This is a genomic window from Phormidium tenue FACHB-1050 (genome assembly GCF_014696925.1).
Lineage (GTDB): Bacteria > Cyanobacteriota > Cyanobacteriia > Pseudanabaenales > Pseudanabaenaceae > Pseudanabaena.
Genome location: NZ_JACJQY010000004.1, coordinates 204,864 through 226,495 on the forward strand (window position 1 = coordinate 204,864; position 21,632 = coordinate 226,495).

23 protein-coding genes and 2 tRNA genes are annotated in these 21,632 nt (G+C 42.5%); 11 read left to right on the forward strand and 14 right to left on the reverse strand.

The window, feature by feature from the left end; all coding sequences use genetic code 11:
- The first annotated feature begins 25 nt into the window (after positions 1-25).
- The 3 genes from xdhB (at position 26) to H6G05_RS04465 (ending at position 4,605) form a co-directional block, all read left to right on the forward strand.
- Positions 26-2,356 carry a xanthine dehydrogenase molybdopterin binding subunit gene (xdhB, locus tag H6G05_RS04455; RefSeq protein WP_190576662.1) on the forward strand — a complete coding sequence of 777 codons (2,331 nt, stop codon included), beginning with the start codon at positions 26-28 and terminating at the stop codon, positions 2,354-2,356.
- Between the two features lie 3 nt (positions 2,357-2,359).
- Complete coding sequence (locus tag H6G05_RS04460; protein ID WP_190576664.1) at positions 2,360-3,325, forward strand: XdhC family protein; 966 nt, start codon at positions 2,360-2,362, stop codon at positions 3,323-3,325.
- Positions 3,326-3,390: 65 nt separating this feature from the next.
- Positions 3,391-4,605: a hybrid sensor histidine kinase/response regulator gene (locus H6G05_RS04465; protein ID WP_190576666.1), complete on the forward strand. Its 1,215-nt coding sequence runs from the start codon at positions 3,391-3,393 to the stop codon at positions 4,603-4,605.
- A gap of 157 nt (positions 4,606-4,762) precedes the next feature.
- Here H6G05_RS04465 and H6G05_RS04470 read toward each other — a convergent pair whose 3' ends face one another.
- Both H6G05_RS04470 and bioF read right to left on the reverse strand, forming a co-directional pair.
- Positions 4,763-5,437 (reverse strand): GGDEF domain-containing protein, encoded by a 675-nt coding sequence (locus H6G05_RS04470; protein WP_190576668.1) that lies wholly within the window; start codon positions 5,435-5,437, stop codon positions 4,763-4,765.
- A 461-nt stretch (positions 5,438-5,898) separates the two neighbouring features.
- The gene (gene bioF / locus H6G05_RS04475) at positions 5,899-7,065 is read right to left on the reverse strand and encodes an 8-amino-7-oxononanoate synthase (RefSeq protein ID WP_322096325.1); all 1,167 of its coding nucleotides are present in this window, start codon (positions 7,063-7,065) and stop codon (positions 5,899-5,901) included.
- Between the two features lie 58 nt (positions 7,066-7,123).
- Between bioF and H6G05_RS04480 the strand changes: the two genes are divergently transcribed.
- Positions 7,124-8,011, forward strand: a complete 888-nt coding sequence (locus H6G05_RS04480) for a ferritin-like domain-containing protein (protein ID WP_190576670.1) — start codon at positions 7,124-7,126, stop codon at positions 8,009-8,011.
- Positions 8,012-8,088: 77 nt separating this feature from the next.
- Here the strand turns inward: H6G05_RS04480 and H6G05_RS04485 are convergent, their stop codons facing one another.
- From H6G05_RS04485 to H6G05_RS04495, 3 genes are all read right to left on the reverse strand, one after another.
- A complete protein-coding gene (locus H6G05_RS04485; protein WP_190576672.1) occupies positions 8,089-8,871 on the reverse strand; it encodes a CBS domain-containing protein in 783 nt (260 codons plus the stop codon).
- Between the two features lie 43 nt (positions 8,872-8,914).
- Positions 8,915-9,631, reverse strand: coding sequence for a hypothetical protein (locus H6G05_RS04490; protein WP_190576674.1), 717 nt, complete (start codon positions 9,629-9,631; stop codon positions 8,915-8,917).
- Positions 9,632-10,011: 380 nt separating this feature from the next.
- A complete protein-coding gene (locus tag H6G05_RS04495) occupies positions 10,012-10,437 on the reverse strand; it encodes a hypothetical protein (protein WP_190576676.1) in 426 nt (141 codons plus the stop codon).
- Positions 10,438-10,620: 183 nt separating this feature from the next.
- On the opposite strand from H6G05_RS04495, the gene idi reads away from it, so the two are divergent.
- On the forward strand, positions 10,621-11,142 hold the full coding sequence (gene idi, locus H6G05_RS04500; protein WP_190576678.1) for an isopentenyl-diphosphate Delta-isomerase: 522 nt from the start codon (positions 10,621-10,623) through the stop codon (positions 11,140-11,142).
- Positions 11,143-11,189: 47 nt separating this feature from the next.
- A complete protein-coding gene (locus H6G05_RS04505; protein ID WP_190576680.1) occupies positions 11,190-11,672 on the forward strand; it encodes a 2TM domain-containing protein in 483 nt (160 codons plus the stop codon).
- Positions 11,673-11,710: 38 nt separating this feature from the next.
- Here H6G05_RS04505 and H6G05_RS04510 read toward each other — a convergent pair.
- Positions 11,711-11,791, reverse strand: a tRNA-Leu gene (locus H6G05_RS04510).
- 436 nt (positions 11,792-12,227) lie between these two features.
- On the opposite strand from H6G05_RS04510, the gene H6G05_RS04515 reads away from it, so the two are divergent.
- Positions 12,228-12,644: a hypothetical protein gene (locus H6G05_RS04515; RefSeq protein WP_190576682.1), complete on the forward strand. Its 417-nt coding sequence runs from the start codon at positions 12,228-12,230 to the stop codon at positions 12,642-12,644.
- A gap of 19 nt (positions 12,645-12,663) precedes the next feature.
- Entirely contained in the window at positions 12,664-13,977 is a 1,314-nt protein-coding gene (locus tag H6G05_RS04520) for an aldehyde dehydrogenase family protein (protein WP_190576684.1), read from the forward strand.
- A 2-nt stretch (positions 13,978-13,979) separates the two neighbouring features.
- Here H6G05_RS04520 and H6G05_RS04525 read toward each other — a convergent pair whose 3' ends face one another.
- Entirely contained in the window at positions 13,980-14,237 is a 258-nt protein-coding gene (locus tag H6G05_RS04525; RefSeq protein ID WP_190576685.1) for a glutaredoxin family protein, read from the reverse strand.
- Positions 14,238-14,286: 49 nt separating this feature from the next.
- Between H6G05_RS04525 and H6G05_RS04530 the strand changes: the two genes are divergently transcribed.
- A tRNA-Val gene (locus H6G05_RS04530) sits at positions 14,287-14,360 on the forward strand.
- A gap of 53 nt (positions 14,361-14,413) precedes the next feature.
- Here H6G05_RS04530 and H6G05_RS04535 read toward each other — a convergent pair.
- From H6G05_RS04535 to H6G05_RS04555, 6 genes are all read right to left on the reverse strand, one after another.
- Positions 14,414-17,011, reverse strand: a complete 2,598-nt coding sequence (locus H6G05_RS04535) for a type I restriction endonuclease subunit R (RefSeq protein ID WP_322096326.1) — start codon at positions 17,009-17,011, stop codon at positions 14,414-14,416.
- A 63-nt stretch (positions 17,012-17,074) separates the two neighbouring features.
- Positions 17,075-17,344 carry a hypothetical protein gene (locus H6G05_RS25230; protein ID WP_242025245.1) on the reverse strand — a complete coding sequence of 90 codons (270 nt, stop codon included), beginning with the start codon at positions 17,342-17,344 and terminating at the stop codon, positions 17,075-17,077.
- Between the two features lie 60 nt (positions 17,345-17,404).
- Positions 17,405-18,016 (reverse strand): Uma2 family endonuclease, encoded by a 612-nt coding sequence (locus tag H6G05_RS04540; RefSeq protein WP_190576686.1) that lies wholly within the window; start codon positions 18,014-18,016, stop codon positions 17,405-17,407.
- 5 nt (positions 18,017-18,021) lie between these two features.
- On the reverse strand, positions 18,022-18,393 hold the full coding sequence (locus tag H6G05_RS04545; protein WP_190576688.1) for a XisI protein: 372 nt from the start codon (positions 18,391-18,393) through the stop codon (positions 18,022-18,024).
- On the reverse strand, positions 18,381-18,797 hold the full coding sequence (locus tag H6G05_RS04550; protein WP_190576690.1) for a XisH family protein: 417 nt from the start codon (positions 18,795-18,797) through the stop codon (positions 18,381-18,383). The genes H6G05_RS04545 and H6G05_RS04550 overlap by 13 nt, the downstream gene beginning before the upstream one ends.
- A 10-nt stretch (positions 18,798-18,807) precedes the next feature.
- Entirely contained in the window at positions 18,808-19,419 is a 612-nt protein-coding gene (locus H6G05_RS04555) for a Uma2 family endonuclease (protein WP_190576692.1), read from the reverse strand.
- Between the two features lie 213 nt (positions 19,420-19,632).
- Between H6G05_RS04555 and H6G05_RS25235 the strand changes: the two genes are divergently transcribed.
- Both H6G05_RS25235 and H6G05_RS25240 read left to right on the forward strand, forming a co-directional pair.
- A complete protein-coding gene (locus tag H6G05_RS25235; RefSeq protein ID WP_242025247.1) occupies positions 19,633-20,505 on the forward strand; it encodes a transposase in 873 nt (290 codons plus the stop codon).
- 12 nt (positions 20,506-20,517) lie between these two features.
- Positions 20,518-20,955 carry a hypothetical protein gene (locus H6G05_RS25240; RefSeq protein ID WP_242025249.1) on the forward strand — a complete coding sequence of 146 codons (438 nt, stop codon included), beginning with the start codon at positions 20,518-20,520 and terminating at the stop codon, positions 20,953-20,955.
- A 105-nt stretch (positions 20,956-21,060) separates the two neighbouring features.
- Here the strand turns inward: H6G05_RS25240 and H6G05_RS04565 are convergent, their stop codons facing one another.
- On the reverse strand, positions 21,061-21,453 hold the full coding sequence (locus H6G05_RS04565; protein ID WP_190576694.1) for a restriction endonuclease subunit S: 393 nt from the start codon (positions 21,451-21,453) through the stop codon (positions 21,061-21,063).
- Between the last annotated feature and the right edge of the window lie 179 nt (positions 21,454-21,632).

Genomic DNA, 21,632 nt, shown 5'->3' on the forward strand with positions numbered 1-21,632 from the left:
TTTGTAGGTATGGAAGGAATAGAAAATGACGATTACCGATCAGAAAGTTAGTAACCAGAAAAGCCATGAAAGCGCCGTTGGTCATGTCAGTGGCAAGGCTGTCTATACTGATGACCAGAGATTACCCGCAGGAATGTTATCGCTCTATCCTGTGCTGTCTCCCCATGCCCGTGCCAAAATCACCAAACTCGACTGTACTGCCGCCTATGAAGTCGCTGGTTTAGTCACAATTCTTACGGCTGATGATATATCTGGGGAGAATAATACGGGTGTGATTATTCACGATGAAGTGATGCTGCCAACACATGAAGTAAGCTACTGGGGACAGGTAGTAGTTTGGGCAGTCGGCGAAACTGAAGAAGCAGCTCGTCAAGGAGCCGCCAAAGTAATTGTCGAATATGAACCTTTACCCGCAATTCTCAGTATTCAAGAAGCGATCGCTGCTGATAGTTATCATCTCGACAAACGGGTAATCAAACGTGGTGAACCTGATACGGCTCTCCAAAATAGCGATCGCACGCTCCAAGGTGAACTAGAAGTAGGTGGACAGGATCATTTCTATCTAGAGACCCATACCAGTTGGGTAGTTCCCGATGGTGAAAATGGCTACAAGGTCTATAGCTCGACGCAGCATCCTAGCGAAACTCAAGTAATCGTGGCAAGGGTTTTAGGCTTGCCCAATAGTCATGTCGTTGTTACCTGTCTGCGGATGGGGGGCGCATTTGGCGGTAAAGAATCTCAGGCTAACCCCTTTGCGGCGGCGGCGGCTGTAGCCGCCCATAAAACTGGCCGCCCAGCAAGAGTCAGCCTGCGCCGACATCAAGACATGATCGTTACAGGCAAGCGGCATAATTTTTTGGGTAAATACCAAGTGGGCTTTACTAATGAGGGGCTAATTACGGCGATAAAAGCTGAGCTATATGCTGAGGGTGGTTGGAGTCTAGACCTCTCGCCGCCTGTATTGATGAGAGCGATGATGCATATCGACAATGCCTACTATGTTCCCCATTTGGAAGTACAGGGATGGATTGCCAAGACTAATCGGGTATCGAATACGGCTTATCGTGGTTTTGGCGGTCCCCAAGGGATGATCGTCTGTGAAGAAATCATCGATCGCGTAGCACGCACTCTTGGGTTGCCACCCGAAGTAGTCCGCGAACGGAACTTCTATCATGGCACTGGCGAAACTAGCACCACCCATTACGGACAGGATATTGTCCATAACCGTATCGCTCGCGTATGGACAGAAGCTAAAGAGAAATCGCATTTTAGCGATCGCCAAGCTGAGATTGCTCAGTTCAATCAGACTAGTGCTTACAAAAAGCGCGGCATTGCCATTACACCCGTTAAGTTTGGCATTTCCTTTAACAAAACTGAATATAACCAAGCAGGCGCATTGGTGCTGATTTACACTGACGGCAGCATTCAGGTAAATCACGGTGGTACAGAAATGGGACAGGGACTGCATACAAAGATGCTCCAAGTTGCGGCAAAGTCCCTCGGTGTCAAGCTTGAGCGCTTTCGGATCATGCCCACCAGTACCGATAAGGTTCCCAATACATCGGCAACAGCTGCTTCTAGTGGTTCCGATCTCAATGGACAAGCGGTCAAGGCAGCCTGTGAGACTCTCCGTAACCGCATGGCAACCGTTGCTGCAAAAATGCTCAATCTCGATGCCCCTGAAGACCTTGTTTTCGAGGATGATTGGATTTATTGCCGCACCTACCCCAGCGCCAGAATTGCTTTTGATGAAGTCGTAAAACGCACCTACAGCGATCGCATCAGTCTTTCTGCAAATGGCTTCTATCGCACGCCGAATATTTTTTGGGATGCCAAGCTAAATAAAGGTCGCCCCTTCTATTATTTCTCCTATGGAACGGCTGTCAGTGAAGTGGAAGTCGATGGATTTACAGGAACATTCAAGTTGAGAAGAGTGGATCTTGTTCAAGATGTAGGCGAATCGATTAATCCATTACTAGACAAAGGACAAATCGAAGGTGGTTTTGTGCAGGGTATGGGCTGGCTGACGATGGAGGAATTGGTCTGGAATGACCAAGGACGCTTACTCACCTTTGCCCCTAGCACTTACAAAATCCCCACTGTTAGCGAAGTTCCCGAACATTTTCATGTACATCTACTGGAAAGAGCCGCCCAAGACGGTGTGATTTTTGGCAGTAAAGCGATTGGGGAGCCGCCATTTATGTTGGCGATGTCAGTCAGAGAAGCAATTCGTAATGCTGTCGCCGCCTTTGGCAATGCGAACCAAGTATCTTTGGCTATTCCCGCAACTCCAGAAGCTACCCTCTGGGCAATTGAAACTGTGAAATCAGATTCTCTCACTGCGGTAAAAGCCTGACCTATGATTTACGAAGATCTTCTAATCGCCCTTAGTCAAGGGGCGGTGGTTGTTGCGACCATAATTAATGCCAAAGGATCAGTACCAAGAGAAGTGGGCGCGAAAATGCTCATTACCAGCGATCGCTGCATTGATACTATCGGTGGTGGAGCAGGAGAAGCGAAGGTAATCTCTCAAGCAAGAGAAGTTTTACAAAGTGGCAAGAAAACACTGGTAGAAATTGACCTTACAGGTGCGCCCAATCGTCAGACTGAGGGGATTTGTGGCGGATGGATGCAGATCTTGTTAGAGCGCTGGCATGGAGAAGAAGCGATCGCGCTCGTTCAGCAGATAATTACAGAATTAAAATTGGGGCGATCGCCTACTTTGGTTACTTCTTTTGGTGATGCACATCCATACTTGATTAAGGAAAAAGGAGAAGGGAAAAAGGAGAAGGAATCGGAGGTTTTTATAGAAGTTTTGGAGCCTGCACCGATGCTGCTGATCGTGGGTGCGGGGCATGTGGGGGAACAACTTGCTAAGGTTGCAGATTTGGTCGGCTTTCGGGTTGCGATTCAGGACGATCGTCCTGAATGGGCAAATCTAGAACGATATCCTCAAGCAGCATTCATTTATTCACATATCGATCAAGCTTTAACCGAATTATCAAATCATGGCTCTCTCTATGTTGCGCTAGTCACAAGAGGCTATCGTTATGATTTGGAAGCTCTAACCGCTTTACTCAATCGCGATTTACCCTGTTCCTATATCGGGATGATTGGTAGCGATCGCCGAGTTAAGGAGGTTCTTGATCAAGTTAAACAAATGGGAATCTCCACTGAGAAATTACAATTTGTTTATGCTCCCATTGGTTTAGATATTGGTGCGCTAACACCTGCGGAGATAGCCGTCAGCATTAGTGCAGAGTTAATCATGTTGCGGCGTGGCGGCACTGGGCGATCGCTATCGGTGAGTTTGCGTAATTTTTAAAATATTTTGTTTAGTGCCGTTTATTAAAAAGCTGAGATAATTTAGCTTAGTTACTCACTAACTTTATGAGCGATCGCCTGTCAAGCTACATCGACCAAACAACGGACAAAAATTCGGAAATCTCAAATCTATGTCATTCCTTAGAAGGTTGCGTGTTGGTTGTAGATGACAACCCCACTAACTTGAGTGTGTTAGTGAATTTATTACGGGATGTGGGGCTGCGGGTCTTAGTAGCAACTGATGGCGAAAGTGCGATCGAGCAGATTACATATATTAAGCCCGATCTGATTTTGTTAGATGTAATGATGCCTGGAATTGATGGCTTTGAGACTTGCCAACGCCTCAAGGCAAATTCTGAAACTGTCAAGATTCCAATTATTTTTATGACGGCTCTTTCGGAAACTGTGGACAAAGTGCGTGGTTTATCTCTGGGGGCAGTGGACTATGTGACTAAGCCCTTTGAACATGAAGAAGTATTAGTCAGGATTCGTACCCATTTAACGATCGCCAAACAACGCCAAACCATCGAGTCTCAAAATCTTGATTTGCAAGCTGAAATTGCTGAACGCAAGCGTGCTGAAGAATCTCTAACGATTTTTCTCCATGCAGTTTCCCATGACTTGCGAAATCCTGTGACGGGCTTGATCATGGTGTTAGATAATTTGGCTAAAACTACAAGTAGTTCAGAGTCAAATATTCTGCTATCCCGTACAACACTGGAGCGAATGCAACAAAGTGGCGATCGCCAGCTAGCTTTAATTAATTCGTTACTAGAGTCCCATGTGAATGATGTTCATGGAATTATCATTCATCCTCAACCTGTAGTCATTAGCCAAGTCATTCAATCAGCGATTGACGATCTTCAACCACTTTTAGATAAAGAAGAGACAGAAATCAATTTACAAGTTTCGCTCGATCTACCTCTTGCTCTGGTTGATGAGGCTCATGTCTGTAGAGTTTTCCAAAATCTAATTGCTAATGCGATTAAGCACAATCCTCCTAACCTTAAACTCACGATTTCCGCAGAGATCAGCGATGCAAAAACAATGCTCTGCACAGTTGCTGACAATGGCGCGGGCATGACCAGCGCTCAAAGCGAGAATTTGTTTGAGCTTTATGCTCAAGGAAAAGACCACAGTAGACTCAATCGGCGATCGCTTAGTCTTGGCTTAGGTTTATACATTTGTCGTCAGATTGTCCAAGCTCATGGAGGTGCGATCGGGGTCGTCGGTGAACCAAATATCGGTTCTCAGTTCTGGTTTACGTTACCAATTGCTTAGTAATGGTGTTCTCTCTCTGCCTTTGTCTCTGCGCTTTAAAATACACTATAGCAGTGCAAGAGATAGCTAGGACAAATCAAAACCCAAGAATCGAGTGGCGGCGCTTCGCGCCGCCACTCGATTCTTAGGTTTTATGTCCTAAGCAAAACTTGCTTTGCTATATTGCGATCGCTACTTGGTTACGTCCATTTCTCTTGGCTGCATAGAGAGCATGGTCAGCCGCCGTAATTAAGCTCTCCAGCGAATTGCCATGTTGACGGATGACGGCAATTCCTAAACTGATTGTAATTTGAATGTTTGTTGGTGCGGGATTTGTCTCTACATACGAGCGTAATCGCTCAGCGATCTCATGAGCCTGATCGAGGGCTGTATCAGGTAATAAAATCAAAAACTCTTCACCGCCCCAACGACTCGCTGAATCTATTTGACGCATTTTGGTTTGCAGAATTTGAGCAAGATGAACCAGCACCATATCACCGCCATCATGTCCATAGACATCATTAACCCGCTTAAAGAAATCGACATCAATTAAAATAAGTGCAAAGGAGCGATCGCTACGATGAAAATAATTCATGGCAATCTCAAGCTGATGCATCATTGCTCGTCGATTAAGTAACCGAGTTAGCACATCAGTATTAGCGGCAACTTTCAAATCATAGAAAAGCCTCTGACAGACCATCATAATAAATCCAGCCGTCAATAGAAATGTGAATACAAACAACACAACTAAGGTGTAAGCATTGATATCATGAGAAAGAAATAAATTTTTTGGCGGATTTCTTGCTAAACCAACAATTCTGGCAACTAATGATACTAATAAAGCAATCAGCACGCTTGCCAAGAATCTGGATGATCCAATAAAACTCTTATGAGGTGTAGTTAGTAAGCAGTATGCAGATATTGAGAAAATAATTATTTGAAAACCAGTTTGATTAATACTTTTAAATATATAAATATCATTGAAAACAAATAAATATGATTGAACACAAATGAACAAAAGATTAATTATAAATAGATAACTAAGTCTAATTTTTTTATCTGTAAATTGAGAAATTCCGACACAAGAAATGGAAGTACCAACGAAAAGGAAAATCCCCGCTATAAGTAATGTCAAGGAGTAATTGAAAACCTTGCTTAAGCTTAGTAAATAGCCAATTGTTGTAAATAACCTACCTATCGCATAGGTATTGATTCCGCGATATTGATTTACCAACAAGCTTAAGAAACCCAGTATCAATAATTGCAAAGCCGCATCAATACCCAGCATGAAGCTCATTGTCTGAATGTCAAGATTTACCAAGCTTGTAAACATTGCACAAAATACTGGATTTGTTCGTGGGTATGATTTGCCATGAGAGTTAGGCGAATACGTGGAGTCGGCACAGTTGGAGGGCGGATGGCAGGCGCAAAGATTCCATTTTCCCGTAAATGGGTAGCTATTTGTAGCGTTTTAGCAATATCTCCCATCTCGATCGCAACAATCGGTGAGTCAAAGGCGATCGCCTGAAAGCCCAAATTTTGTAAACCCTGTTTCAAAAATCCTACATTTTGCCAAAGCTTCTCTCGGAGATTATTCTCAGTTTTTATAATCTTAATCGCCGCGATCGCTGCACCCGTATCCGCAGGCGATAGCCCTGTCGTATAAATCCAAGTAGCGGCACGATTGCGTAAATAGTCGATCAGTTTTGCCGATCCTGCCACATAGCCGCCCAAACTCCCCAAAGCTTTGCTTAGGGTTCCTACTTGGATTAAGTTTTCCCGAATTCCTAAAGCCTGAGTCAAACCACCTCCGCGATCGCCAAATACTCCCGTACCATGCGCCTCATCGACTAACACCATACAATCGTATTGATGCGCTAAGTCTATAATTTCCCGCAATGGTGCAAGGTCGCCATCCATACTAAATACGCTGTCAGTCGTGATCAGACAACGCCGATATTTCGCCCGATGTTCTTGCAATTTGGCGGTGAGATCAGCTAAGTCCAGATGCTGATAATCGATCGCCGTTGCGCCACTGAGCAAGCCGCCCTTTTTCAAACAAGAGTGATTGTAAGCATCACCTAAGATCAAATCTCGCGCTCCTACAATTGCCGCAATTGTCCCCAAATTTGCTAAATAACCAGAACTAAACACTAAAGCTGCTTCGGTATTTTTTAGATCAGCGATCGCCGATTCTAATTCCTCATGCAAAGCCAAATGCCCTGTGACTAAGCGCGATCCTGTTGAGCCAGTACCGTACATTTCTGTAGCCTTAATCGCTGCATCAATCAAGCGGCGATCGCCTGCTAAGCCCAAATAATTATTGCTAGCAAACATCAACATTTCGCGCCCATCAATCATGGAGATCGTCCCTGCTTTGCTCGTAACGGTTTGCGTAGAACGATACCAGTTAGCCTTGTGGATCGAGTCTAGGGAGCGATCGAGCCAGTCGTAGGGAGTAGATATGGGGGTAGTCTTCACACTTCTTTACAAATTAATATTAAAATTAAGCTAGGTATTCATTATCTAGGTTTATAAAATGACTGTTGCATATCCCCGTAAATTTCGCGGTCAACTCAGTGCTGAAGACATTCTCGATAATGTAGTGCGTCAGCGTGAAGTCCACATGACCACTTTAAATCGTTATCGCTTTAGTGAACAGCGTAGTTGCAAAGACCTAACTGGACTGATTGAATTTCTCAATGGCAAGCCCCGTGATTTGATTCAAGATTTATCACATCATGTTTCTGACGAAGCACGTCATGCAGCTTGGTTAACTGATTTACTGTATGAACTTGGTGAAGAGATCAGCACACCAGATGGCAATTTGTATATTGATGAATTTAACCGCTTGAGTAAGTACGAAGTCTCCTCCAATCCTGAAGACTTTGTGATTGATGCCTTGGCGGGAATCAATGTTGCGGAAAAGCGTGGTTGTGAATATTTCGCGGCTCATATTCGCTCTCTCAAGAAAGTTGAGCAAACTCCTGAAAACATCAAGATCCGCGAAACCATTGAGAAGATTCTTCCTGAAGAAGCGGCACATGTACGCTGGGGTAATCGCAAGCTTGGGGAGATTGCTAAAAAGAGTGAAGCCCATCATGCCAAGGTTGATGCTGCTAAGCGTAAATATGTGGCGATCGAACATGCTGCGTTTGAGTCAGGAATGGATGTTCTTGCTGGTGCAGAAGTGCGCCGCCTTGAGAATCTGTTGAAGATTTCCGAAACCCTTCCTCTATGGGAACGTCCTCAATACTTGCTCAATCAACTTCCTGAGACTTTGTTCTCTAATGAGTTGCAAAAGACTCGCATCGATATTTTTAAGAAGGCATGGGCAAAAGATCCTTCTACTTTTGTTGAGAAGTTCATTCCCATGTTCTTTAATGCCAATCTCAAAGACACGGCAAATAAGGCAGGATCTTATTAATTTTAGTTTGTTTGCTGCTTTCTGATTAGCCCAAGCTAAGCGGAAAACAGCAAACAAACCATAAATTCTGATGCTTGTTAGAGAAGATCAAAAGCAGTTAGTATTCCTAGTAAAATAGTCTTTTCTTTTTTTCTTGTTACGAGTAATGGATATGAATATTCTTGAAGTTTTAATAATGATTCTTCTACAGTAGTTTCTTCATCACATAATTTATCATCATCAATTCTTTGAATAACAAGTTTGTTGTGAGGTAAATTTACTGCTTCTTCAACTGTATGGAGAAGCAGTTTTTTCCTTTCATTTTGACTTACTGTGCCTGAGCGAAGATACAAGGCAACAGAATGGTCAGAGATTAAGTTCCACCCATCATTGATAAATACTGGAAGATAGGAAAAGGAATTTTCTAACAACTGCTGGCGCACAAAACTTATCGGTTGCCAATGATAAGCACATATCGGATTTCTTACCATGTAATCATTAACTGTCAATAAACTCTCCATTAGTGCATCTTCCAAAATCAACGCTAACTGTACCGCATGTTTCGTTAGATTACGTGCAAATGCTCCTTGATGCAAAGCATCGTTTCTTTCTCTGGAGACAAGAGTATAAAGATCGCTAAATGGTGTATGCCATGCTCGCATAACATCTCTTGCTAAAGGAGAACGTTTTATAGCAAAAGTCTCAACTGCATCTTTATAGCTATTAAGACCTGTTACTTTTGGATTTTTAGTTAGTAAAAATCCAAATCTTTCTACCACGAATAAGAGTTCTTGGAATGATTCAGTATTGAGTAAAGCAGATGCTCTAGCATCACGCAGTTGGTCACGAAAAGAAATTAGAGTTTCCCGATCTAGATCCATATTATCCTCTATTCTTCCTAATTAAGAATGTCATAGCAATTGACTAAGGCTTTAGAAGAGACTCCAATTCTTGCAAAAGCAAACTTTCTTCTTTTCTATTAGCTTCTAGGTGGCTTAAAATTTCCGCAATGCGTCTCTGTGTTTCCGTTTCTCCAGAAATATTCTTTTGTCCATCATTATTCTTTTTCGACAGGTTTGAGATCGTACTCCAAACTTTAGAAATAATCTTAAGGGGAAATGTAAAGAGCGACAGCCAAAAAATTTTCGTTATATCAGATATAGCTCCTAGAAGTCCTGCTGACATAATTAGCAGCAATATTAATATCCCCACACTTTGCAAAGGATGATTAATTGACCAAACTAATTGAGGGTGATTATCTATCCAACTATTTAAAGATGCGTCAATTGAAGACTGTATACCCTCAGATAATGTGTGATTCAGATTGTCAATCTTCTCAATAGCTGTTTGTAAAGACTCTTTTAAATTGCTAGCTGTGGAGGTTATACCATTAATTAATTGACCAGTTTTTTCTGTAACGCTATCCATAGTGTTATCAGCAGCTTTAGCAAGATTTGTTCTCGTATTCTCCGTAATTTGACTAATACCTTCAATGGATTGACTTGTACTTTCTACGATTACAGTTTTAGCTTTTTGTGTATTTTGATTAACGGTATTTACCACAGTATCAATACTTGAATCCAAAAAGTTTTTAGTATTTTGGAGATTTTTTGTAACGTTTTCAGGCAGTGCAAGAGGCATAAATGATATTAAATTAAGATAATAGCCCTTAAGAAAGCTATTGGAATACTGGGATAAAATATATCAGAAAACAAGGTTTTATTTTTCTTAGATTCCTACGTTATATAAGAAATCAAAATTTATCTTAAACATCATCAACTAAATCCATCCTAATCCACTTACCCACAGCCTTAACCACCTTAGAGCCATAAAACTAGCACTCTCCAAGGTAAGTACGAGAGGCATATAGCAAACAATCTCTTATATGCACTTCAACTCACCCTTCATACTCTTCTAAAAATTGCGCCAACAGTTGCTCCGTACCCAAACGCACAGTTAGTAAGATTTTTAGGTTAAATAGCAAACTAAAAAGGAAGAGGCGCGATCGCGCCTCTTCCTTTTTAGTTGGAGCGTAACTTCTCTAATTCTGAACGTAAACCTGCTAGCTGTTCTGTGAGTTCTTTTATCTCATCCCGCATACTTGCTTTTACTGATTGATTAGACTGCTCCGAGACACTATCCGTTACATTGTCCTCAACAGTTTTAGCCGTTGTGGTGACAGTAGTTAAACCTGCTGATTCTGAAGTAGTAGATGAGCCGTTTACCTGTTGCGCGATAAACTTGTCTACATAGCTACGAGCCTCAGCCTCAGTCGTTACACCCTTTTCAGCAAGCTCTTGAGTAATCTCATCAAAACTGCGCCCCAACCTTTTGAGATTTTCTTCGCGTTTGGTGGGGTCTTGGATTACCTCAAGTAATGATGATGTTGCACCGAGGGTGACATAGTAGCCTCGTTGAAAAAGCTTTTCTAAGTCGATGGTATCCATAAAACTCCTGCGAATGTGTAGTTTTGTAATATATTCTAACCCATCCGCATTTAACAAAATTTTGCTTGAAAATTTGAGGCTGTAGAACTTTGCGTTCTAATACCAAAAACAGATAATTTAAAAAGGCTTGAGCTTTGCCCAAGCCTTTTTAAATTATCTGTTTTTGAAACGCTCGTAAATATTATGAATGCCTTAGAAGAAAAAGTTATCTTAGTAGATAGTAGCGATCGCCAAGTGGGGATTGCAGAAAAATTGCAAGCGCATCGGGATGGTTCACTACATCGTGCTTTTTCGATTTTTGTGCTGAATTCACAAAATCAACTTTTATTACAAAAACGAGCTAAACATAAGTATCACTCAGGAGGACTGTGGACAAATACCTGTTGCAGTCATCCGCGCCCCAATGAAATGACACTAGATGCGGCGCATCGTCGTTTGCAAGAAGAAATGGGCTTTGACTGCGAGTTGCAAGAGCTATTTAGTTTTGTTTATCGCGCTCAGCTAGATCATGACCTAACCGAGTATGAGTTTGATCATGTGCTGCTAGGATATTGCGATCGCGAACCTGTTCTCAATCCTGAAGAAGCTGAAGATTGGAAATGGATAGATTTAAAAGTTTTGCAAGCCGATATTCAAAAAAATCCACAATCTTATACCTATTGGCTACGTGATTGCTGCGATCGCTTCATTACTGAACTAGGATAAATACAAACAACATTGAGTTGTTTGTATTTATTTTTCTGGAGGAAAATATGGAAACTTATTCAGAAGAACAAGTCGATCAGATTCTCCGTTATGCTCTTGCCAAGAGAACCAATGGTCAAAATCTGACCAAACAGCAAGTATATGAGATTGCTTCCGATATGGGCATCAGTGAAGCTGATTTTTTAGCATCTGTGCAGGAATGGCAATCTACACAATCCGTTCGCAAAGAGCAGGTAGAGTTTGATAAATACAAAAGAAAATCTTTAAAGTCAAATGTATTGAAATATGCGATCGTTAATTCTTTTTTAGTAGCACTCAACCTTTTTACATCTGGTCGAATTGGCTGGGCGATCTATCCTCTATTATTTTGGGGATTAGGCATTGCACTGGATTCATGGGTTATTTACCAGTCAGAAAGTGAAGAATACGAAAAGCAATTTCAAAAATGGTTACGTAAACAAAAGCGCGATCAGCTTACAGCTCAAATTACAGGTAAATTAACCACTAGCCTCGAAGAATGGCTCAAGTAAAAAAAGAGGTAATGCGAAGCATTACCTCTTTTTTTATATGCGGATGGAGAGACTCGAACTCTCACATCAAAGATACTAGAACCTAAATCTAGCGCGTCTACCAATTCCGCCACATCCGCTTGAGTTAGGTGTTTTTTGCACCGAATAAAATAATACAGCAATCTTGGTGAATTACTACACAAAATTTTAATAGACATCTAGAGTTAATCATGTGCGGCGCTCTACGCTGCACATGATTTATAACGATTTGCACTTAAACCCAAATCAAGAAAAATCCTAAAAGCGTTGCGAAGCAACGCTTTTAGGATTTTTCTTGTTGTAAGAGTTTAGTGTTGTGGTGCAAAGCCCCGCAATACTAAATTCTTGACTAGGAAGTGCGTAAAATGAGTCACATAAAAAAGGTAAAGGCTTGTAACAAGGGGCTTAAGCCCCTTGTCTTTCTTACAAATTATTTAGGATTGCTATACAATCATTTTGATTAGTGACCTGATCTAACTGAATCTATATTTCTATTCTGAGCATACCTTTAGCATCTTTGTTGAGCATGTCCATCTAGTGCATATCCATAAGCCTCAAAAAATCGATTTAGAACAAATTTACCCCTGTCCTTGCCCTCGCAAACGTGGCAAGCTAAAGCCGATCGCACTGACTGATGCTTTTGGATGCGATCGCTGTTCCTTGCTATTTCAGCTAGAAAACGACGGCTATAGTCTATTGCAGGTAGGTGGGATTGAGTCGCAACAACATGCATGGCAATGGACTGGTAAATGGCAACCTATTTATAGAAATGGACAGCAAACTTGGCTAGAAATGGCTTTGATATATGCGGCTTCACTATTGTTTTTTGCTTTAGTCATTGTCTGGGCGCTAAATCTCAAATCAACTTTAGGTATTCCTCTAGCCATTTTGTTGTTTACCCTTTTAGGTTTGCTAATATGGCGATTGCTCGTGATTCGTCAGCGCGATATTTAACAATTATTTATTACAGAGTATGTCACCAGAAGACCTTACAGGCTTCATTTATAAATCCCATGCGGCGGCGCTGCAACTGATGCAAATCTCTACTAGAGACCGCGATAGTTTGCTGCTAGAAATTGCTAATAGTATTAAAAAGCATAAAAACGCGATTTTAGAAGCGAATACGCTGGATTTAGAAGCTAGTCGAGATATGGCTGTGCCTGAGTTGGTCCTAGAGTGGCTGAAACTGACTCCCGAACGTCTCAACAATGCGATCGAATGTCTGACCCAGCTTGCAAATCTGCCTGATCCACTTACCCTGCATGTGGGTATCAATGGCTATCAGCGCGTCCCTTTAGGGGTGGTAGCTTTTATCTATGAGGGCTTTCCTCAACTGGGCTTAATTGCGGCGGGAATGTGCCTAAAGGTCGGTAATACAATTATTCTCAAGGGTGGGAATGAAGGCACAAATACTCAAGAAGCGATCGCGGCGATCGTTCAGGAAATCCTCATTGCTAGAAATTTTCCCGAAGCATGTATGTCCTGCGTCCCCAAAGGTGTGACCCTCAAAGAACTAATTGTCCAAGAAAAGTATTTGCGCTTGGTGATTCCCTATGGTCGTCCTAGCTTTGTGCAGCAGGTGAGCAAACAAGCAACTGTCTCGGCTTTGCCCATTTCTATGGGTAATTGCTATTTATATTTATCAGCTTCAGGGAAGTTAGACTTTGCCAGAGAAATTATTCTGAATAGTCGTAAGGGTGATCCTGATGCAGTTAATGCGATCGAAAAGGTTGTCGTACATCGATCTTGGCTTGATCGATCTTTAATTGATCGCAGTCTCGGTGAATGGATTAGTAATCTTAGAAAGCAAGGCTTGGTGGTACGTGGTTGTGCGGAAACAACCGCCTATTTTCGCCAGTTTCTTGAGGAGTCCCATAGCGAGGAAACAGACAAACCAAGTCAAATTCTTATTGACCAATCGATCGAGTCTGAGGATATTTGGGGACAGGCTTATTTAGACGAGACGATCGCCATCAAGATCGTTAATGATACTGAAGAGGCGATCGCTTGGATTAATCAGTACAGCAGTGGTCATGCCGATGTATTGCTGACTGATTCTCTATCTGAACGAGATCGCTTTGTTAGTCGCGTTAATAGCAGTACGATCTTTGTCAATGCCCATAGTCGCTTTAGTCGTTGTTTTAAGCTTGGTGATAGTGGCAATGCCAAGATTGCTTTGGGGATGTCCAGTTTAAAAACGCGAGGCGCATCCAGATATCCTGGATTGATTGATATCTATGCGCTGACGACGACTAAGCAAGTGCTGACAAATTCATGGATGCAATAAATTTAGCAATAGCGCTGAAGTAATGCTTCTAATTTCTCGACTGGCGATCGCGGCGGAAATCTTGGTAATTCCTGTTCTTGTTGGCGATCATTGAGCAAACAAAGTACAGGTATTTCATATTGGTAGCGATCGAACCAGTCTGGATTACTAGTGATATCTCTAATTTCTAGATCGAAGGCAACTTGCTTTACCTGTTGTAATTTTGTCAGCAAACCTTCACACAGGCAGCATCCTTGCTTGCTATACAAAATTAGTTTCATAGATTTTTTGTTGAATATAACTCCACTATGTTATATTATTAATCCGTCAGAACGCATAGCTCAGTTGGTTAGAGCACCACGTTGACATCGTGGGGGTCGGTGGTTCGAGTCCACTTGTGTTCATATACAGCGATTTGCGCTAAACCAAGCCAAGGCTAAAAACAGCATAGCTGTTTTTAGCCTTGGGATAAACCTTGATCGCTCACTTTGGGAAGTAGCATCATAATACTGGCATCAAAAGCTCGTTTAAAATCTGGATCGGAGACATAGCGTTTATATGTCTCCAAATCTTGCTTACGTTCTTTATTCATAGCTTCTCTTATTAACTGCTCGAAAGCTAGATGACGGTTCTGCTCGTCTTGGTTGTTGACTACTTGAGATTCGTAATTAGGATTTTGGGTGATATGACGCGCAATGTTCATAAACTTGACTTCATTCCATCCTGTAAAAAATCGGGCATTAAAGGCGGCAATAATCTCATCGAGGGGATCTTTTTGGGCTTCATCGTGAAAACCTCGCAGGTTAGGATTTTGCGGATCAAGTTCGGATGTGTTTGCATCTAGGGTAATAGAGTGATTAAGTTTGACGCGCTCTAAGCCGTAGGTAGATAGATCGATGCTTTCGAGTAGCTGATCGAGGTGTTCTTGAGTGGGATCTTTGACTATCAGTTTGGGAATGAGGAATTTGAGAAACCAGTGCAACATTTCCCATTGCATATTATTGAAGGGAATGATACAAGCGACTTGAGCATATATTTTGACAAATTGTTTGGCTTTGATTTTGAAATCGATTTTTGCTTCGTTGTCGAGTTCTAGTTCGAGCTCGAATCTATGGGCGGCAGTGTCAATTAAGGGGCTAAGCTGATCGGCTTCAGCCTTATTAAAAAAGAGTTGATTAAATTGCTGAACTTCAGACCATTCATATACGCCAACCCCGTCTAATGCTTCTTTGAGGTCGTGGAGAACATTGACATCAGTGGGTTGACTGAGGGTTGTAGAAGTATAGAAAGGATCAAAGGCTTTTTTAATTTCATCAATGGTATCAATGGTATTGAAGAAGTCAAGGATGAAGGTATCAGTTTTGGCTACGGATGCATTGCAACGATTGAGGCGCGATAGGGTTTGGACGGCTTGAACGGATTGCAGCTTTTTATCGACATACATTGTGTGCAGTAAGGGTTCGTCAAAACCTGTGAGGAACTTATTGGCAACCACTAAAATTTTGTAGTCTTCCTTCGCAAATTCTGTGGGGATATCTTTGCTAGGAAATCCGTTAAGGATGTCTTCGGTGTATTTAATACCATCGACAGTTTTTTCGCCAGAGAAGGCAACGATCGCTTTGAATGGCATATTGGCTGAAGTGAGAGCGTCGCGAATCGCAAAGAAATAACGGATCGCGGTTTCAATGTTGCGACTGACGATCATGGCTTTGGCTTTGCCCTTGAGCTTTTTCTGTTGCCAAACCTGTTCGATAAAATGGTTGAACATAATATCGGCTTTGGTGGCGATCGTTTCTTTGTGACCTTCTACATAGGCGCGGAGTTTTTTCTGGGCTTTGGCGGTATAAAAGAGGGGATTGTCTTGAATAGATTTTTGGATTTCGTAATAGCTTTTGTAGGTGGTGTAGTTGGCTAAGACATCGAGAATAAAGCCTTCTTCGATCGCCTGTTTCATGGAGTAGAGGTGAAATGGTTGAAATTTATCATCGGGGAGTTTGATGCCAAATTTTTCGAGGGTAGCTGGTTTGGGTGTGGCGGTGAAGGCGAGATAGGAGGCATTTTTACTTAACTTGCGTCCTTCCATTACCTTCAGGATTTTGTCTTGGTTATCCTCTGGATCTTCTTCATCCATACCGATAGTCATGCTGAGTTTATCGGCAGCTTGTCCGCTTTGGGAGGAGTGCGCCTCATCGATAATCACGGCAAAGTTCCGATCGCTAAGATTTTCAATACCATCGACGATGAAGGGGAATTTCTGGATCGTGGTGATGATGATTTTTTTGCCAGTTTCTAAAGCGGTTTTGAGTTCTTGGGAGTTGCTGGCATGGGCAATGATATTTTTAACGGCGGCAAAGCCTTGGATGGTGTCCTTTAGTTGTTTGTCGAGAATACGGCGATCGGTGACGACGATGACGGAATCAAAGAGAGGTGTGGACGCACCTTGGGCATAGAGTTCGATCAGTTGATAGGCTGTCCATGTAATCGAGTTGGATTTACCTGAACCTGCGGAATGCTGAATTAGATATTTATGTCCTACGCCATTTTGTTGGGCATGGGTAAGGATTTGGCGGACAACATCGAGTTGATGGTAACGGGGAAAAAGTAGGGTTTTTGATTTGGTGGAGAGGGTGGCGAAATGCTCGATGATTTTGGATAAGCTTTCACGAGTGAGGGTTTCCTGCCAGAGGTAGGCGGATTTGTGTCCGTTGGGGTTAACTGGGTTGCCTTTGCCGTAGTTGTCGCCTTTGTTGAAGGGTAAGAAATAGGTGCTTTGACGATCGAGTTTGGTGGTCATCCAAACTTCATCGGTATCAACTGCAAAGTGAACAAGGCAACGGGCAAATTGAAATAGCGGTTCTTTAGGATCGCGATCGCTACAATATTGTTGTTTAGCGTGGTAGGTGGTTTGACCTGTCCAAGTATTTTTTAATTCGAGGGTGGCGATCGCAATGCCATTGATAAATAGAACGATATCGATGGAGAGTTGCGGGTTACTTTCGGAATAGTAGACTTGGCGCGTCAGGGAGAAGATATTGCGATCGAAGTTGGCTTGAATTTCGGGTTTGTTGTCGTTGTGGGGAAGGCTGTAGAGAAGGGTGAGATGTGCATCCTCGAACGCCTACATCGCAAAATTCAAAACTGAGATGATGCCATCTTTTTGAATTTTGCGATGTAGGCGTTCGAGGATCAGGCGTTGCCAGTTTGGGCGATCGCGTAGTTTGTCGAGTTGTTGTGGTTGAGTGGTTTCCAGAAATTGCCAAATTTTTTGTTTGTCGATCGCAAATTCGCGATCGTAGTCAGCCGAATCCCCTTTTTCATAGCGTGAGTTGGTAATTAGCGATCGCTCGATGAGGTCTTCTAATGCTTGTTCGTTGGTTTGGCTGACCATAATTTGATATTTCTAAAATTTATGATGGTAAAGATAGGCGGCGCGTTGCGCCGCCTATCTTTACAGTTTTCCTGCTGCGAAAATTTGATCGGCGGTGAGTTCTAGGCTCGGAAAAGTGGGGGATTGCAGCCGATCGCTATTTCTAAATAGTTGCCGATGGTAGCGATCGCCTTGCAATGTGCAGATCGTGAGGGTGGGTTGTTTGGGTGTGCCGATATATTCTCTGCCACCAAGTCCGAGATAGTCAGCGATCCAATATTCGGGGATGCCTAGTTGAGCGTAGTCTTCGGCTTTACGGGCATAGTCATTTTGCCAGTTGGTGCTGACAACTTCGACGATCAGTTTGATCGATTGACCTAAGCAAATAATCGGTTCTTCTTGCCAGAGGGGTTCTTGGTGGAGTTGGCTTTGGTCGAGGACAATGACATCAGGGCGAAAGGCGGTTTCTGTGCCTAATAGCTTGATTAAGCAGCGATAGGGGATAAAAAATGGTGCGTTTTGCCGATCGATCGCGATGTTGAGTTTCCGTCCGATGAGGGCGGCTACTTGTTCATGTAGTCCTGTTGGTTCCAAATCAATTAGTTCTCCGTCAATTAGTTCGTATTGCGTTGTGTCGCCATATTTGGCGATAAAGGTATCGGTGCTGAGTAGTTTTGGGGCAATTTGAACCATTGTGGCTACCTTACAAGTAAAATTTCGTTTTCGCTATTGGTTGCAAATTCGGTGAGGTGTCGTTTGCTGGGATGTTGAAAGCCAAGGATGATGTCTTGTTTAGGTATGTCGGCATTGAGCAGATCGTCAACGATACAAAAGTTGGTACTGTCTTCTTCTATCCAGATTTTACCGTTTTGAATTTGTAAATAAAGGATGATATGTTGTACTCGTTTTTTACCATCCCATCCCGTGCGAAGCCATAGGTATTGATCTCGCTCTGGGTCGAGGGCTAGGCGATCGCAAATTGGATTTTCTTGAGTTTGACGTTGGTTGAGATTGTAGTAGTCGCTGAGCAGGGTTTGGATCGTGTGGCGATAGTAGGTTAGTTTATCCATAACTGTATGCGCTCCTTTTGGGTATCTACAACGATAATTTTTAAGTTGTTTTGTTTGGTGATTAATTGAATTGAGGCACGTTGAAAGAAGTTGTCGTAGGTGAGGTCGTCGATCGCTAGATAAAGATTATATTCAGGTTCGGTGATCTGGATGAGGTTACGGTAAACGATGTACTGCCCAATGGCGTTGTGAAAGTCATACATGGGAGATCTACCAATAAAGCTTTTGATCTCGACAACAATTTTCTGTTCCTGACGTTGTGCGGCGATCGGCTTTTGGGCGGCGAGGTCTGCATAAAGTTCTGCATCTTCGTACTTAATGAAGTAAGGATCGGCGGTAATTTCCCATCCGTCTTGAATAAGCGCGTTTTTAACCGCATCATGGTAAATATCTTTTGCAGGCATAATTTACACGTTATCTCTTTTTGATGGCATTGCGGAAGGTGTTTGAGGCTTCGAGGCGAGAGGTTTGAGCGATCGCAATGCAGTTTGTGAGTAGGTCGATATCGAGGTTGGCTAGTTCTGGTATTTGGCTTTTGGCGATCGCTTCGTAGTGGTCATCATTGAGGCGATAGAGGCTAAATGTACCGTTTTGCCAAAACCATACTTCGGGAATTTGTAATGGCTGATAGCGTTGTAATTTTTTGGGGCTGCCGCTACTAAAGGTTACTTCAATAACGAGATCGGGTGTGTTTTTGGATGCGCCGAAACAATAGGATTCATCTGGCTCGACGGATACTTCGCCTTCGCGTTGTTGGGTCATGGAGCCTGTGGGTTCAAATTCGATGTTGCTTTCTAGACAAAATAGTTCGATCAAGAATCCAATGATAATTCTGTTAAATTCGTGAGCGCGTCCGCGCATGAGAATTTCGATGGTTTCTTGATAATAAAAAAGTCTGACTCGGTTAGATTCGGCGAAACCTGCTTGAATCAGTTTAAATTGTTCCCAAGTGATGCCCGAATAGACTAGGCGTTGATCTTGGTCTTGTTCGCTGGTTATGGCGGTGCGGAGTGGGGTTTGAGTCATGGTGATATTTTATTACCAATGTTTTTAGTATGACATAAGGCTAAAAGCCTGTACTCACACTTTGATTTTGCCTGTAACTGCTTCTGAAATAAGTGTTTTATGAAATTCTCTAATTTTCTCAATCTGGACTTTAGACTAAAAAGAAGAAAAGAAAGGCAGGAAGTGAATGTCACAAACTGCCAAAAGAGCAATGATCAATAAACCAAATTGACATTGACTACTATAATTTTCCAAAAATTACAAGAATTTCGCAAGTCGATATATGAATACCTAGGAACAGGAAAAGATGCAGTATTTGAATTAATGGATGCCGTCCTGACAAGTCCGAGTATTAGCTCGTATGTGAGTCTATCAATGAATCCATTATTTCGGCGAAAATGGTCAAGTATTTATGAGGGACTGCGCGACAGCCGACCAGTCAGAGCAAAGCTAATGAAGCTGATGGTGCAAGAGATCCCAACGGAAGAGCAACCTTTGTTAGCAGGAGATAATAGCGTATGGTTGCGACCAGATGCAGAAACGCTGAAGGAAAGAGGATTCCATCATGGCAAAGATGAAAGTATCGGCATAGGACAAAGCTACAGCACCTTGGCATGGATTCCCGAAGCAAGAGGAAGTTGGGCGCTACCGATAAAACATGAGCGGATCAACAGTTTCGAGACTCCTGTGAGTAAAGCTGCCTTCCAACTCAAACAAGTCACAAAGCAGTTAAGCGTACGCCCCCTAGCTGTCTATGATCGAGGATATGGGAATGCAAGTTTTGTGAAAGCAACAGCGAATATTGAGGCGGATCTATTACTGCGTTTGGCATCTAATCGCTGTATTTGGGGAGTTCCTCCAGCCTATAGCGGTCGTGGCGCACCTTGTAAGCATGGGCATAAATTCAAACTGAATGCCACAGAAACTTGGGCTGTTGCCGACACCACCATAGAAATTACAGACCCAAAAATCGGTCGGGTACGGGTAACTCATTGGCGTGATTTTCATTTCCGTACCACTCCAGAACGACCGATGCAGATTTTTAGAGTTGAGGTGATTGAACCCTTGGGACGCAACCGTAAGTTTCAGCCCATGTGGTTGGCTTGATTGGGTAAAACTATGCCTGCTTTGGAGACTATGTGGTTAAAATATTTGCGTCGCTTTGCCCTAGAGCATTGGTATCGTTTTGCCAAGCAACGCCTACATTGGACTCTACCCCAGATTACCTCTACTCAGGCGGCTGAGCGTTGGAGTGCTTTGATGCCTTTAATGACTTGGCAACTTTGGTTCGCTCGACTCGATTGTGTTGATTCTCCTTTACCTTGGCAGTCTCCTCAGGATAATCTTGCTCCTGGTCGTGTCGCTCAATCCTTTGCGGTAATTATTGCCGCGATTGGTACTCCTGCAATCCCTCCTAAACTACGCGGTAAATCGCCTGGGCGCTCCAAGGGCGCTCGCCTTCCTCCTCGTATTCGCTATCCGACTGTTAAAAAACACGCCTCAAAAATAAAGAAAACTGAAAAAACTCCTGTGCCAACCCATCCAATTGCCACTTAGGTTCTGGTTCTCTTCTCAATTTTGAGCTGGATTTTGCTATTGCAGCTCCTGCTCAATTTTCTCGTGTCTTTTGGTTCCTCTCTCTTACCTGCCCTTTAGTCCAAACTAAAGCTCAATATCGTTTTGTATGAACTTACAGCCATAATCTATTTCTTCTGTATATCTAGAACAAAGATCAGCTATTTCTTTCTGTTCACTAATACTTGATGGATAAATTATTGGAATATCAAAGACCTGACCAACCCGTAAATGGCTTACTGTACTGCCAGCAGATTTGATAGCAACATATTCTTTTAGTGCTTGAGATTGCAGAAAATATAACAGGTAGTTGCCTAAGACCTCATTTTCATTAGTTTTGATACCCATCATTCTTTGTCCAAGACACATCTCAATATTATTGTCTGGGATCATTGCAACTTCTCCTGCGGGTGCTTCTCTAGTAAAAACTAATTCATTAGGCAATGGTTGTCCTAATCCAATTTTAGTTTCTTCTGTCATTTTACCTATACTATTTCTAAGTAAATTTGTAAGAATTCAGGTAAGAATAGGGATGAGAGAGATGGAAGAAGGATCAATTAAAGCTTGACGAAAAAAATCAATGACAGATTTACCTTGAGCTTTACAAGTTTGAATAACCGTCAATAAAGCGGCGGTATTGCGTAAACCATCCATAGAAC